Origin of the sequence: Actibacterium sp. EMB200-NS6 (genome assembly GCF_001305615.1) — a bacterium.
GTDB lineage: Bacteria > Pseudomonadota > Alphaproteobacteria > Rhodobacterales > Rhodobacteraceae > Actibacterium_A > Actibacterium_A naphthalenivorans.
The window spans coordinates 3,020,250-3,034,063 of record NZ_CP010869.1; the positions used below are offsets into that span (position 1 = coordinate 3,020,250).

The 13,814-nt window shown below is 67.4% G+C and carries 11 protein-coding genes; 4 read left to right on the forward strand and 7 right to left on the reverse strand.

Features of this window, described 5'->3' with window-relative positions:
• Positions 1 to 2: 2 nt before the first annotated feature.
• Genes TQ29_RS14635 through TQ29_RS14650 form a run of 4 tightly spaced genes read right to left on the reverse strand, consistent with a single transcriptional unit; the run spans position 3 to position 6,701 of the window.
• Positions 3 to 2,063, reverse strand: coding sequence for a glutamine amidotransferase (locus TQ29_RS14635; protein ID WP_054539756.1), 2,061 nt, complete (start codon positions 2,061 to 2,063; stop codon positions 3 to 5).
• A complete protein-coding gene (locus TQ29_RS14640; RefSeq protein ID WP_054539757.1) occupies positions 2,060 to 4,822 on the reverse strand; it encodes a DUF4159 domain-containing protein in 2,763 nt (920 codons plus the stop codon). The genes TQ29_RS14635 and TQ29_RS14640 overlap by 4 nt, the downstream gene beginning before the upstream one ends.
• On the reverse strand, positions 4,822 to 5,697 hold the full coding sequence (locus tag TQ29_RS14645; protein ID WP_054539758.1) for a DUF58 domain-containing protein: 876 nt from the start codon (positions 5,695 to 5,697) through the stop codon (positions 4,822 to 4,824). Before TQ29_RS14645 ends, TQ29_RS14640 begins: the two co-directional genes overlap by 1 nt.
• On the reverse strand, positions 5,694 to 6,701 hold the full coding sequence (locus tag TQ29_RS14650) for a MoxR family ATPase (RefSeq protein ID WP_037209371.1): 1,008 nt from the start codon (positions 6,699 to 6,701) through the stop codon (positions 5,694 to 5,696). Before TQ29_RS14650 ends, TQ29_RS14645 begins: the two co-directional genes overlap by 4 nt.
• 84 nt (positions 6,702 to 6,785) lie before the next feature.
• Between TQ29_RS14650 and TQ29_RS14655 the strand changes: the two genes are divergently transcribed.
• The 3 genes from TQ29_RS14655 to TQ29_RS14665 are packed head-to-tail and all read left to right on the forward strand — an operon-like array spanning position 6,786 to position 8,413.
• A complete protein-coding gene (locus TQ29_RS14655) occupies positions 6,786 to 7,361 on the forward strand; it encodes a DUF1285 domain-containing protein (protein ID WP_369817412.1) in 576 nt (191 codons plus the stop codon).
• Between the two features lie 3 nt (positions 7,362 to 7,364).
• Complete coding sequence (locus TQ29_RS14660; protein WP_054539760.1) at positions 7,365 to 8,126, forward strand: hydroxypyruvate isomerase family protein; 762 nt, start codon at positions 7,365 to 7,367, stop codon at positions 8,124 to 8,126.
• A 59-nt stretch (positions 8,127 to 8,185) separates the two neighbouring features.
• Entirely contained in the window at positions 8,186 to 8,413 is a 228-nt protein-coding gene (locus TQ29_RS14665; RefSeq protein ID WP_037209367.1) for a DUF2798 domain-containing protein, read from the forward strand.
• A gap of 5 nt (positions 8,414 to 8,418) precedes the next feature.
• Here the strand turns inward: TQ29_RS14665 and TQ29_RS14670 are convergent, their stop codons facing one another.
• From TQ29_RS14670 to TQ29_RS14680, 3 genes are all read right to left on the reverse strand, one after another.
• Complete coding sequence (locus TQ29_RS14670; RefSeq protein ID WP_054540468.1) at positions 8,419 to 9,324, reverse strand: cation diffusion facilitator family transporter; 906 nt, start codon at positions 9,322 to 9,324, stop codon at positions 8,419 to 8,421.
• A 174-nt stretch (positions 9,325 to 9,498) separates the two neighbouring features.
• Positions 9,499 to 12,306 (reverse strand): DNA polymerase I, encoded by a 2,808-nt coding sequence (polA, locus tag TQ29_RS14675; protein WP_054539761.1) that lies wholly within the window; start codon positions 12,304 to 12,306, stop codon positions 9,499 to 9,501.
• Between the two features lie 90 nt (positions 12,307 to 12,396).
• Entirely contained in the window at positions 12,397 to 12,579 is a 183-nt protein-coding gene (locus TQ29_RS14680; RefSeq protein ID WP_037209363.1) for a zinc-finger domain-containing protein, read from the reverse strand.
• A 199-nt stretch (positions 12,580 to 12,778) separates the two neighbouring features.
• Here TQ29_RS14680 and TQ29_RS14685 point away from each other — a divergent pair, with 199 nt between their 5' ends.
• A complete protein-coding gene (locus TQ29_RS14685) occupies positions 12,779 to 13,798 on the forward strand; it encodes an AbrB family transcriptional regulator (RefSeq protein ID WP_054539762.1) in 1,020 nt (339 codons plus the stop codon).
• The last annotated feature ends 16 nt before the right edge of the window (positions 13,799 to 13,814 follow it).

Genomic DNA, 13,814 nt, shown 5'->3' on the forward strand with positions numbered 1-13,814 from the left:
CGCTAGCGCCGCCCCTCGCGCAGCCAGGCACCGACGCTCAGCAGTGCCGCCAGCAACAGAAAAGCCCAGGCGGGCGCCAGCGGCACGATGGTTACATCCGCCGTCAGATAGGCATCGCGCGGGGTGATCCCGATCCAGCCGCGGCCGGCGGCCACCCGGCCTTCGCGCACCTGCCGGATATCGGGCGCGCCACGCTCAAGCGGCAGGATGCCGCCCCGCGTCGCCCGGACCGCCGCCTCAAGCTTGTCGCCGGTGGCGATGGTTTCCTCGAACTCACGCGGCGCGGCGGGGCCGAGCCCCACGACGGTTTCCAGCGCCTCGTCGCGCAGACGGTAAAGGCCGATCTCGGGCCCCTCGAACACGCCGGTGTACTTCCCCGGCTGGGTTTCCTCCAGCGGCAGCACCGTCACGGCACCGTCCGGCCCCGTAATCTCGACCGAGCGGGGCGCGTCCTGCAACGAACGGCGGGTGATGGTGAGGGTCTGCCCCTCGGCCACGGCGCTCAGCGCCTCTTCCTCCAGCTCGGGCTCCTTCATCATCCAGTGGGCCAGGCGGCGCAGCAGTTCCAGTTGCGGCCCCCCACCCTCGAACCCGCGGTTCCACAGCCAGGCGTGATCCGACGCCATCAGCGCCACGCGCCCCTCGCCGACCCGATCCAGCACCAAAAGCGGCCGGCCGCCGACCCCGCCAAGAACGGTCTGGCCGCGATTGGCCTCCAGCTCGATCAGGCGGAACCAGCGGCCCCATTCCCCGCCATTGCCTGTCCAGGCATCCTTCAGCCCCTCGGTCACGGGATGCCGCGCGCCGAGATCGGTGATTTCGGGGCGGTACCCCTCTTCGATCACCCGGGCGGTGGGCGCGGCCGGCAGGATCTCGGACAGGGGCGAGCGATAGAGGCTGTCGGCGCTGGCGAAATCCGGCCCGGCGGCGATCAGCACCGCCCCGCCTTTTTCGACATAATCGCGCACGTTATCCAGATAGATGCTGGGCAGGATCCCCCGCCGCTTGTAGCGGTCGAAGATGATCAGGTCGAATTCATCGACCTTCTCCAGAAACAACTCGCGCGTCGGAAAGGCGATCAGAGACAGTTCCGTCACCGGCACGCCATCCTGCTTCTCGGGTGGGCGCAGAATGGTGAAATGCACCAGATCGACCGAACTGTCGGATTTCAGCAGATTGCGCCAGGTGCGTTCGCCCGGATGCGGCTCGCCCGATACCAGCAACACCCGCAGCCGGTCGCGCACCCCGTTGATCTGGATCACGGCGGCATTGTTGCGATCGGTCAGTTCGCCCTCCGCCTCGGCCAGCTGAAACTGGATCACGTTCATGCCGCCATGGCTCAGCGTCACCGGCAGATCCAGATCGCGGCCCACGGGCACGGTGTAAACCTCGGGCGCGCCGCCATCCACCGCGATCGACAGTTCCGCAGACGCGCCGGCCGCGTCGGGCACCGCGCCCTGATCGTCGATCCGCAGGGTCAGCTGCACCTCTTCGTCGATGATGGCGAAGGCAGGCGCGTTCTTCACGATCAGGCGGCGGTCCCAGTCGCTCTGCCGCCCGGTCAGCAGGGTCTGCAGCGGCGCGGGCATGTCCGGGGCGTGGTCGATATCGTGGAGCTGCCCGTCGGTCAGAAGGATCGCGCCGGCCAGCCGCGCGCGCGGAACTTCTGCCATCGCCTCTGACAGCGCAGTCATCAAAAGGGTGCCGCCGTCGTCCTGCGCATCCTCCAGCGTGACCACCCGCAGCTCGGTATTGTCCATCGCCGCGATCTCGGCGCGCACCCGGTCGATCGCGTCTTCGGTCTGGGCCGGCCGGTCGGACAGTTGCTGGCTGGCGCTTTCATCGACGATCAGCAGCACGATATCGCTGAGCGGGGCGCGTTCTTCGCGCTGAAGCGACGGGTTGGCGATGGCCAGCAGCAGCGCCAGCGCCGACAGCCCGCGCAACCACCAGCCCGACAGGCCGCGCCAGACCGCAAGGACCAGAAACGCCGCCGCCAGCAGCGCCGCGCCCGACAGCACCGCCCAGGGCAACAGCGGGTCGAAGATCACCGCGCCGTTCATTGTCCCAACCTGTCAAGCAGGGCGGGCACGTGCACCTGATCGGATTTGTAGTTTCCGGTCAGCACATGCATCACCAGATTGATACCGAAGCGATAGGCGATCTCGCGCTGCCGCTCGCCCGCATAGCCACGCCCCACCGGGAACATCTGCAGCCCCCGGTCATCCACCGCCCAGGCGGCGGCCCAGTCGTTGCCGCCGATCACCACCGGCGTCACCCCGTCGTTGAGGTTGCGAAACGGCATGCCCTCGGCCAGTTCGGCGTCCGGGGGCGCAGCCTCGACCCACACATCGCGCGCGGCGAACCGGCCCGGGAAATCCTGCAGCAGGTAGAAGGTACGGGTCAGCACGTGATCCTCCGGGATCGGCTCCAGCGGCGGAATGTCCAGCGGCCGGGCCAGCTCCTGCAGCTTGCGCGCCTCGGGCGATCCGCCGCCGAACTGCGCCACATCCGCGTCGCGCGTATCCATCAGGATCATTCCGCCGGTACGCAGATAGCGGTTGAGCCTCGCATAGGCCGCGGCCGAGGGGCGCGGCTGATTTGCGGTGATCGGCCAGTAGAGGAACGGGAAGAATGACAATTCATCGGTTTCCAGGCTGACGGCGATCGGCGCGGCGGGCTCCACCGATGTGCGTTGCGCCAGCTTTTCCGACAGGCCCCGCAGCCCGGCCGCGGCGATCCTGTCCACCCGCGCGTCCCCCGACAGCACATGGGCCAGCACCACCTCTGACGTCGCCGCCAGCGCCAATGTATCATCCGCCGTCTGCGCCGGGGCATCCGTGGGCAGCACCAGCACCAGCATCAGCACCGCCGCAACCCCCGCGCGCGGCCCGCGCAACCGGCCCGACAGGAACAGCGAGGCGATGATATCAAGCGCCAGGAGCACCAGCGCCGCCGCCAGGAAAGCCCCTTTCAGGAAGGTTTCGCGCGCCACGCTCAGCCCCTCGATCACGATCCGGGCGGGCCAGCTTGCGGCGGCCAATCTCTTGTCGGCGGAAAAGATGTTGAGCGCGATGCGCCGGTCTTCGCCCGCGTAAAGGCCGGGCGGCAGGCGGTGCGACGGCAGGCCCGAGGCCAACGCCTCGCCCGGAACGCCGGGCATGTTGCCCGCGCCGCCGATCTCGCCGAAGGCGTTCAGCAGATCCTCGGGCACCCAGACGGTGCCGGCCAGATCCTCGGCCGAGGGCTGCGCCGGGCGGGTCGAGATCGCCAGCCGCTCCAGCATCTGCACGAAAAGGCCCGACAGCGGCAAGCTCGACCATTCGGCATTCGCGGTGACGTGGAACAGCACGATCTGCCCCTGCCCCACCCGTTTGCGCGTGACCAGCGGCGTGCCGTCGGCCAGCGCCGCGATCGAGCGTTCGGCCAGTTCCGGCCCCGGCTGCGCCATCACCTGCGCCGAAACCGTAACATCCGCCGGCACCGGCAGTCCGAAAAACGGCGAGTTGTCGGGGAACGGGCGCAGCGCCTTGGGCGCGCCCCAGCTCATCGCGCCGCCCACGGTGCGGCCCCCGGCACGCAGGCGCACCGGCATCAGCGCATCCTCGGCATCGCGGCTGACATCGCTGGCGGCAAGACGCGGCCCGGCGAACCGCACCAGCAGCCCGCCCTGATCCAGCCACTCCAGCAGCGCGGCCTCTTCCGTTTCGGTGACCTTCGCCACATCGGCCAGCACGATCACATCGGGGTTGGCCAGCAGGATATCCACCAGATCACCCCCGATCAGATCGGCACTGGGTTCCAGCGCCTGATGCAGGAAATGCAGCGGCGACAACAGCTCCAGCCCCTCGCGGTCTTCGCGCCCGGCGATCAGCGCGACCTCGCGCCGTTTCAGGCTGTCGTCGGTCAGCGTCACCGCCGCCGCCGACCGCACGCCCGACACCGCGAAGCGGGTGATCCGGTTGCGCAATTCGGGCGGCAGAACCAGCGCCACCTCGGCCGCGTCCTCTCCCAGCTCGAACTCCGCCGTCGCGCGGGCCAGGTCACGCTCTACCCCGTTGGGGTCCAACCCGGTGGCGGTGACGGTCACCTCGGCCACCTCGTCCGCGCGGGCGCGCAGGGCGGTCAGGGCGATTTGCCCGTCTTCGAACCGGGCCGGGCGCAGCGCGTAGATCGGGCGCGGGCTTTCGAACACGGTGACCGTGCCGTGGCGTTCCAGCGCCTCCAGCAGCGGCAGGCGCGTATCCCGCGCCGCCCCGTCCGACAGCCAGAACGTATCGAACCGCCCCGACAGCGCGGCGGCCCATGCGGCCAGATCCTCGGCATCCGGCTCCCACGCGGCGGGGGTCAGGCCGGGCAGCCGCGCCTGCCACGCGTCGGCGGCCTGAAACGGTACGCCGCCTTCCGGCAGATCGGTGGTCTGGACAAGGGCAACCGGGCGCGCGTTCCGCGCCGCCTCGGCCAACAGCGCCTCGACCCGATCGATGCGGCGCGGCCAGTCGCGCGCGTCGGCCCAGGTGCCGTCGATCAGCACCAGCAGCGGGCCGGTGCCCGCACGCTCTTGCTGTGGGTTCAGGATCGGGCCGGCGAAGCCGACGATGACGGCGGCAATCGCCAGCATCCGCAGCAGCAAAAGCCACCATGGCGTCTTGTCGGTCTGGCTTTCGTCATCGGTCAGGCCCAGCAGCAGCGCCACGCCGGGAAACCGCCTGCGGATCGGCGCGGGCGGCACCGCGCGCAGCACCAGCCACAGCACCGGCAGCGCGAGCAGCCCCAGCAACAGCCAGGGCGCGGTGAAACCGAGGGGACCCAGCATGAACATCAGCGCACCCGTTCCAGCGCCCGGAACAGCCACAAAAGCGCCCCCTGCGCGCTTTCCCCCGTGTGGTGACAATCGTAGTGCCAGCCGGCGATGCGGGTCAGATCGGCCAGCCGTGCCTTGCGCTGCGCCAGCCGTTCCAGATAGCGGCCGCGCAGATCGCCCGCCTTCAGCGTCTCATGGCGCAGGCTGCCCGACATGCTTTCGAAAATCGTGCGCCCGTCGAACGGAAAGGCCTCTTCCTGCGGGTCCAGAACCTGCAGGAGCGCGCCTTTCACACCCCGGTCGGCCGCCTTGGCCAGCGCCGCCTCGACCGGCGCCATGTCGCCCATGAAATCCGACAGGAACAGCGCGCGCGAATGCGGCAGCATCCCCCGCGCTTCGGGCACACCGTAATCGGGCGCCGCGCCCTCGTGGCTGAACGCCTCGGCCAGGCGCAGCAGCTGCAACTCGCCGCGGCGCGGCGGCAGATCGAAACCCGAAAGTCCCACACGCTCGCCCCCGCGGATCAGCAGCACCGACAGTGCCAGCGCCAGAACCCGCGCGCGGCCGGCCTTGCTCACACGACCGGCATCCCCGGCAAACCGCATCGACTGGGCGTCGTCGACCCAGATCAGCACCGATTGCGCCGCCTGCCATTCCTTTTCCCGCACGAAATGCTGATCCGACCGGCCCGAGCGGCGCCAGTCGATGCTGCGCGCCTCGTCGCCGGGCGTGGCCGGGCGGTATTGCCAGAATTCGTCGCCCATGCCCGCCCGCCGGCGCCCGTGTTCGCCCAGCAGCACCGTGGCGGCCAGATGCTCGGCCTCGGCCAGCAGCGGGGGCAGCGGCGCGGCCAGATCCTCGGCACGGGAACGAAGGGCGGCGGGAGTGCTCACGCGGCGGCCTCGATCCTGGTCACGCTGTCGCAGACGCCTTGAATGATGTCATCCAGATTTTCGCCCCGCGCCCGCGCCGCAAAGCTCAGCGCCATGCGGTGCTTCAGCACCGGCCCGGCCATTTTCAGCACATCCTCGGCGGATGGCACCAGCCGCCCTTCCAGCAGGGCCTGTGCCCGCACCGTCAGCATCAGCGATTGCGCCGCGCGCGGGCCGGGGCCCCAGGCCACATTGTCGCGCACCACCTGCGGCGCGTCGGCATCGCCGGGGCGGCAGGCGCGCACCAGATCGAGGATCAGCGCCACCACAGCCTCGCCCACCGGCATCCGGCGCACGGTGTTCTGCGCGGCGATCAGCTCGGCGGCGGTGAACACGGCATGGGCGTCATCCTCTGACACGCCGGTGGTGGCGATCAGGATCTCATGCTCGGTCTTACGGTCGGGATAGGGCACGTCGATCTGCACAAGAAACCGGTCGAGCTGCGCCTCGGGCAGCGGATAGGTGCCCTCCTGCTCGATCGGGTTCTGCGTCGCCAGAACGTGAAACGGCTGATCCAGCGCGTGTTCTTGTCCGGCGATGGTCACCGATTTTTCCTGCATCGCCTGCAGCAGCGCCGATTGCGTCCGTGGGCTGGCGCGGTTGATCTCGTCGGCCATCAGAAGCTGACAGAAGATCGGCCCCCGGACAAAGCGGAACGCGCGGCTGCCGTCACCGGCGGTTTCCAGAACTTCCGAGCCCAGAATATCGGCCGGCATCAGATCCGGCGTGAACTGGATGCGCGCGCCCTGCAACCCCATCACCGTGGACAGCGTGTTGACCAGCCGCGTCTTGCCCAGCCCCGGCAGGCCGATCAGCAACCCGTGCCCGCCGCACAAAAGCGCGCTGAGCGTCAGCTCCACAACCCTGGGCTGTCCGATGAACCGCCTGGAGATGCTCGCCTTCGCCTCTGCCAGCTTGATGCCCAGCGTTTCGATCTCCGCCACCAGTTGCGCGTCATCGCTCATGACATCTCTCCTTGCGGTCATATATGATCCCATTAAAGGCAAGTATGGCGCCGGGCACAAATGGCAAAAAGCAGTAGCGGACAAATGATCGTGAAACCGACAGTGGAAAATCTGGCAGACGCCGCAAAACAGGCGGGCAAGAAGGGGCCGCCGCCGGTGCATCTATGGAATCCGCCGTTCTGCGGTGATCTCGACATGCGTATCGCGCGGGACGGCACGTGGTTCTATCTTGGCACGCCGATCGGCCGTCCGGGCCTAGTGAAGCTGTTTTCATCGATTCTGCGCAAGGACGGCGAAGACTATTTCCTCGTCACCCCGGTGGAAAAAGTTGGCATCACGGTCGAGGATGCCCCCTTCGTCGCCCAGGATTTCGAAACGGAAGGCGCTGATAAAGAGCAGAATATCACCTTCTTCACCCATGTCGGCGATGCCGCCACCGCCGGCCCCGACCACCCGATCCGGGTGGCGCGCGATTCCGAAACCGGCGAACCCTCGCCCTACGTCACCATCCGCGCCAACCTCGAGGCGCTGATCGACCGCAAGAGCTTTTACCGGCTGGTCGATATCGGCAGCCATGCGCCGCATGAGGGGCAAAGCTGGTTCGGCCTGTGGTCCGGCGGGGTGTTTTTTCCGATCATCCCATCGGCGGAACTGCGCTGAAAAATGTTCCGCTTTGCCGCGAATCTAAGCTTTCTGTTCACCGAGCATGCCTTCCCCGACAGGTTCGCCGCCGCCCGCACCGCCGGATTCGGCGCCGTGGAGATGCTGTTTCCCTATGCCCATTCCATCGATGACATCCGTACCTGGCTGGATGCCGAAACGCTCGACCTGGCGCTGTTCAACACGCCGGTGCATGACTGGGCCGAGGGCGGGCGCGGGGTGGCGGCGATCCCCGGAGAGACCGGCCGCTTCCGCGATGAGTTCGATCTGGCGCTCAGCTATGCCGAAGAGCTGCGCCCGGCCCATATCCACATCATGTCCGGCCTGAGCGCCGGCAGCGCCGCCCGCGATTGCCTGATCGACAATCTGGCCTGGGCCGCCCGCCACGCCCCCGACCAGAGCCTGACCATCGAACCGATCAACCGCGCCGACATGCCGGGCTATTTCCTGAACGATTTCGCCGCCGCCGCCCGGATCATCACCGAGGTCGGCGCCCCCAACCTGGCCCTGCAGTTCGACGCCTATCACGCCCACCGCATCCACGGCGATCTGACGGCCCTGTGGGCGCGTTTCGGTCCGATCACCCGGCATGTGCAGATCGCCGGTGCCCCGGGCCGGCACGAACCAGCCGGCGGCACGATCGACTACACCGCCTTCTTCGGCCAGCTTGCCCAGAGCGGCTATGACGGCTTTGTCGGCGCGGAATATCATCCGGCGGGCACCACCACGGCCGGGCTGGCATGGTTTTACCGCGCGCCGAGCTGACTCGAGGGTTGCAGACCCGCCGCGCCGCGCCATACTGCGCGCGGCAACACGAGGCTCCCATGATCCCCAAACGGTTTGAATTCGTCGTCTTCGGCCTGGTTCTGTCGGGGCTGATGTCCTTTCTGGTGTCGGGTATCGCCACCGCCCGCACGACGGGCCTTGTCGAGAGCTTTCCCGGCCTCTGGATCGGCGCCTGGCTGACGTCCTGGCTGGTGGCCTTCCCGGCGGTGCTGGTTGTGGCCCCGATCGCCCGGCGCCTTGTTCACCGCCTGATCAGACAGGACTGACAGCCTCAGTCAGGCCGCCGCTGATCGGCACAGCCAGAGGCGGCCGTCTCCAGCTCCAGCGTCGCGTGAAAAATCCCGAACCGTTCGGCCAGCATCGTCTTGATCCGCTCGGTCAGCTCGGCGAAATCCGCGCCGTCGCGCACCACAAGATGCGTCTCGAAGGCGGTCCTGTGCTCATCGATCTGCCACAGATGGGTGTGATGGATATCCTCGACCCCCTCCTGCGCGGCAACGCCGGCCCGAACCGCCGCGATATCCGGCGAGGCGGGGCTGCCCAGCATCAGGATCCGAACCACCGGCATCACCTCGCGCCCGGCATGCCACAGGATGTACCCGGCAATCCCCAGCGTCACCAGCGGATCGATCAGCCGCCAGTCATAGATCAGGATCAGCGTGCCCGCAAAGATCACGGCGACCGAACTGAGCGCATCCGCGAGATTGTGCAGGAACGCGGCGCGGATGTTCACACTGTCTTTCGACATCGCATAGGTCAGCGCGGCGGTCACAGCGTCCACCAAAAGCGCAACACCGGCCACGATGACCACGGTCCAGCCCTCCACCCCCGGCGGATCGAGCAGCCGCATCACCGCCTCGGCGATCAGATAGAACGCAATGACAAACAGCGTGGTATAGTTCACCAGCGCCGCCACCACCTCGGCCCGGCCATAGCCGAAGGTCATGCGCGCGTCCCGCGGCCGCCGCGCGATCCGCCGCGCCACCAGCGCGATGATCAGCGAAACCGCATCGGAAAAATTATGGATCGCATCGGCGATCAGCGCCAGAGAGCCCGAAAGCACCCCGCCGACAATCTGCACCAGCGTCAGCGCCATGTTCACCACCACCGCCCAGGCCACGCGCCTGTCGCCCGCACCCGGATCGATATGGTGATGATGATGGTGATCGTGGGGCAAGGGCCGCATCAACTCCAAAGCTGGCACCAGCTATCCGACAGCCTCGGCCCGATTACAAGCGCGCAGGGGTGCAAAGAACGCCGCACCCCCGCCTTCATCTTTCCGCAAATATCCCCGCCGGAGGCACCCGCGCGCCCGACAGGGCGCGCGGCACAAACCGGTCCGGAACCGCCCTCAATGCGCCTCGGCCCAGTTCGCCCCCTGCCCCGCATCCACCGTCAGCGGCACGTCCAGCTTTACGGCGGGCATCGCCGCCCCCTCCATCACCTTGCGCACAACCGCGATGGTATCGTCCACCGCGCCCGCCTCCACCTCGAACAGCAATTCGTCATGCACCTGCAGCAGCATCTTCGCGGGCAGCCCGCAGGTCGCCCGCGGCATCCGGATCATCGCCCGGCGGATCACATCCGCCGCCGTGCCCTGGATCGGCGCGTTGATCGCCGCGCGCCTGGCAAAGCCGGCGCCGGGGCCCTTGGCATTGATCTCGGGCGTGTGGATCTTGCGCCCGAACAGGGTCTCGACAAACCCGTGTTCCTTGGCGAATTTCACCGTGTCATCCATATATTCCCGGATACCGGGAAACCGCTCGAAATAACGGTCGATGAAGCCCTGCGCCTCGCCGCGCGGTATGCGCAGATTGCGCGCCAGGCCGAAGCCCGAAATGCCATAGATCACCCCGAAGTTGATCGCCTTGGCCTGCCGCCGGATGTCCGGCGTCATTTCGTCGAGCGGCACGTCGAACATCTCGGACGCGGTCAGGGCGTGAATGTCCTGCCCCTCGCGAAACGCCTGTTTCAGCTCGTCGATCCCCGCGACATGGGCCAGAATGCGCAGCTCGATCTGGCTGTAGTCGAGCGACACGATCACCTTGCCCGTCTCGGCCACGAAGGCCTCGCGGATGCGGCGGCCCTCTTCGGAGCGTACGGGGATGTTCTGCAGGTTCGGATCGGTCGAGGCCAGCCGCCCGGTGTTCGCCCCAGACTGGATGTAGGAGGTATGCACCCGGCCCGTCTCGGGATTGATATGGTCCTGCAAGGCATCGGTATAGGTCGATTTCAGCTTCGACAGCTGGCGCCAGTCCAGCACCCGCGCGGGCAGGTCGTGCCCCTCGGCCGCCAGGTCCTCCAGCACATCGGCGCCGGTGGCATAGGCGCCGGTCTTGCCCTTCTTGCCGCCCTCCAGCCCCATCTTGTCGAACAGGATCTCGCCCAACTGCTTGGGCGACCCCACGTTGAAGCTCTGGCCGGCCAGGTCGTGGATCTCGGCCTCCAGCCCCGCCATCTTCTGGGCAAAGGCGTTCGACATCCGGCTCAGCGTGTCGCGGTCCACCTTGATGCCGGCCATTTCCATCTCGGCCAGCACCGGCACCAGCGGCCGTTCCAGCGTCTCGTACACCGTGGTCACCCGCCGCTGATGCAGCTGCGGCTTGAACAGTTGCGACAGGCGCAGGGTGATGTCTGCATCCTCGGCCGCGTATTTCACCGCGTCGCCGATCGGCACCCGGTCGAAGGTGATCGCCGACTTGCCGCTGCCCAGCAGCGATTTGATCGGGATCGGCACGTGATCCAGATAGCGCTCCGACAGCGCATCCATGCCATGCCCGTGCAGGCCCGAATTGAGCGCATAGGACATCAGCATCGTGTCGTCGATCGGGGCCACCTGAATCCCGTAGCGCGCGAAGATCTTCGCATCGTATTTCATGTTCTGGCCGATCTTCATCACCGCCGGGTCTTCCAGCAGCGGCTTCAGCAGATCCAGCGCGGCATTCAGCGGCATCTGCCCTTCGGCCAGATTGTCCGAGCCGAACAGATCGTCCGAGCCATCCCTGTGGCCCAGCGGAATATAACACGCCTGCCCAGGCTCGACCGACAACGAGATCCCCACCAGATCGGCGCGCATTTCATCCAGGCTGGTGGTTTCGGTATCGACCGCGACCCAGCCGCGTGCATTGGCGCGCTCGATCCACAGGCCCAGCGCCGCCGCATCGCGGACGCATTCATAGCCTTCGGGCACGAAGGGCAGGTTTTCCGGCGCGTCGGGTTCAGCGCTGGGGTTGGCGCCCGCCGGGTTGGTGTCGGGGATCGCGGGCGGCGCGACCCCGAGGTTCTCGGCCACCCTTTTGCTGAGCGTGCGAAACTCCATCTGCCCCAGAAACCCCAGCAACGCGTCGGGGTCGGGCTCCTGCACCTCGAGCGCGTCCAGCGTGAAATCAAGCGGCGTCTGCGCGTCGAGCTGCACAAGCTGCCGCGACAGGCGGATCTGATCGGCCTTTTCGATCAGGGTCTGGCGCCGCTTGGGCTGTTTGACCTCTTCGGCCCGGGCCAGCAGGCTGTCCAGATCGCCATATTCGTTGATCAGAAGCGCGGCGGTCTTGATCCCGATGCCGGGGGCGCCGGGGATGTTGTCGACACTGTCGCCGGCCAGCGCCTGCACATCCACCACGCGGTCGGGGCCGACGCCGAACTTCTCTGCCACCTCCTCGACGCCGATGCGCTTGTTCTTCATCGCGTCCAGCATCTCGACCCCGCCGCCGACAAGCTGCATCAGATCCTTGTCGGAGCTGATGATCGTCACCCGCCCGCCGGCGTCGCGTGCCTGCACGGTCAGGGTGGCGATGATGTCGTCGGCCTCGTAGCCCTCCTTTTCGATACAGGCGATGTTGAAGGCGCGCGTGGCCTCGCGCGTCAGCGGGATCTGCGGGCGCAGATCCTCGGGCATGTCTTCGCGGTTGGCCTTGTAGAGATCATAAAGATCGTTGCGGAAGGTGTGGCTGCCCTTGTCGAAGATCACCGCCACATGGGTGGGCGCGTCGGGGCCCTTGTTGTCTTCGACATATTTGAAGATCATGTTGCAAAACCCGGCCACGGCGCCAATCGGCAGCCCGTCGGATTTGCGCGTCAGCGGCGGCAGCGCGTGGAAGGCGCGGAAGATGAAGGCCGAACCGTCGATCAGATGCAGATGGCAGCCTTTGCCGAATGCCATTGGGGGTGCTCCCTTCACAGGGGGCGGCTCTTCGCTCTGCTCAACGCCCGGGTCGAAGAGCGCCCGGAAGGGAGCGATGAGATGCCCGCCTCACTTCACCTTGTCGGCGAAACTTTCGTGGATGAATTTCTTGTCGCAATAGCCGCATTCGACGAAGCCTTCGTCTTGCGGAATCATCAGCCAGACGCGCGGATGGCCAAGCGCCCCCTCGCCCCCGTCGCAGGCGACGCGCCAGGTGCTTACAACTTCGGTTTCGGGGGCTTCGATCGTCATGCGCGGGGCTCCGTATTGCCGGGCGGCGGTATCGCCTCTGGTCGCCGGGCATGATAGCGGAACCGCGCGCGGGAGCAACCGCCGAAACCGTCGCGCGGCACCGGCAAAACGTTGACATCGGCGCAGGCGCGCTAACGTTGACATCGGCGCAGGCGCGCTGTTGCTTGGCCACGTCAACCACCAGGAGGCGCGTTCGCGCATGTGGATCACCCTGCGCACCCTTGCGATCGCCGCCCTCAGCGCGGGCCTGGCCTATCTTCTGCACGTGCCCGCGCCGTTCCTGACCGGACCCGCATTCTGCGTCACCCTCGCCGCGCTTCTGGGGCTGCGCGCGGTGATCCCCGACCGGCTGCGCGATGCGATCTTTCTGGTGATCGGAATCAACATGGGCACGTCTGTCACCCCTGCCGCCGTCGCCACCGCCGCACAGTGGCCGGGCAGCCTTTTGATGCTTTGCCTGTCGGTCACGGTCATCCTTGTCGGCGGCGCGTGGCTGTTGCGCGCGGTGTTCGGGATGGACAGGATGTCATCGCTGCTGGCCGCCACGCCCGGCCATCTGAGCTTTGTCATCAGCCTGTCGGGCGACATGAAGACCGACCTGCCGAGGGTGACGATGATCCAGACCATGCGGGTGCTGCTGCTCACGCTGCTGGTGCCCTTCGTCGCGCCGTTGCTGGCCGACCACCCGCTGCCCGCGATGCGCCAGACCGGCACGGCGATGTCGCTGCCGGCGCTTGCGGTGCTGGCCGCGCTGTCGGGTCTCGCGGGGCTGGCCTTCACGCGCCTGCGGGTGCCCGCCGCGCTGCTGCTGGGCGGGATGGCGGTGTCTTCGGTGGCACACGGGGCCGGGATCACCGAAGGGGCGGTGCCGCGCTGGCTGTCGCTTCCGGCTTTCGTGATCATGGGCGCGCTGATCGGCACCCGTTTCACCGGCATCACCTTCCGCATGGTGGCGCAATCCTTCGGCGCGACTTCGTTGCTCACCGGATTTGCCGCGCTCACCTCGCTTGCCGCATCGGTTATCGTGGCGCGGCTGATCCATCTGCCGGTGGTGACGGTTCTGATCGCCTTTGCCCCCGGCGGGCTGGAAACGATGATGGCCATGTCGGTGCTGATGGATGCGAACCCGGCCTATGTGGCGGCGCATCACGTGTTCCGGCTGATCTTCCTGACCTTCGCGTTGCCGGTGGTGGTGTCACGCTTCGGCGCGCGGGCCTAGCGCGGCCCGGTCATGT

Coding starts and splice junctions, on each gene's coding strand:
- TQ29_RS14685 (WP_054539762.1), top strand. CDS start 12,779: ATGTGGATCACCCTGCGCACCCTTGCGATCGCCGCCCTCAGCGCGGGC.
- polA (WP_054539761.1), bottom strand. CDS start 12,306: ATGGCATTCGGCAAAGGCTGCCATCTGCATCTGATCGACGGTTCGGCC.
- TQ29_RS14665 (WP_037209367.1), top strand. CDS start 8,186: ATGATCCCCAAACGGTTTGAATTCGTCGTCTTCGGCCTGGTTCTGTCG.
- TQ29_RS14680 (WP_037209363.1), bottom strand. CDS start 12,579: ATGACGATCGAAGCCCCCGAAACCGAAGTTGTAAGCACCTGGCGCGTC.
- TQ29_RS14635 (WP_054539756.1), bottom strand. CDS start 2,063: ATGAACGGCGCGGTGATCTTCGACCCGCTGTTGCCCTGGGCGGTGCTG.
- TQ29_RS14660 (WP_054539760.1), top strand. CDS start 7,365: ATGTTCCGCTTTGCCGCGAATCTAAGCTTTCTGTTCACCGAGCATGCC.
- TQ29_RS14650 (WP_037209371.1), bottom strand. CDS start 6,701: ATGAGCGATGACGCGCAACTGGTGGCGGAGATCGAAACGCTGGGCATC.
- TQ29_RS14640 (WP_054539757.1), bottom strand. CDS start 4,822: ATGTTCATGCTGGGTCCCCTCGGTTTCACCGCGCCCTGGCTGTTGCTG.
- TQ29_RS14655 (WP_369817412.1), top strand. CDS start 6,786: ATGATCGTGAAACCGACAGTGGAAAATCTGGCAGACGCCGCAAAACAG.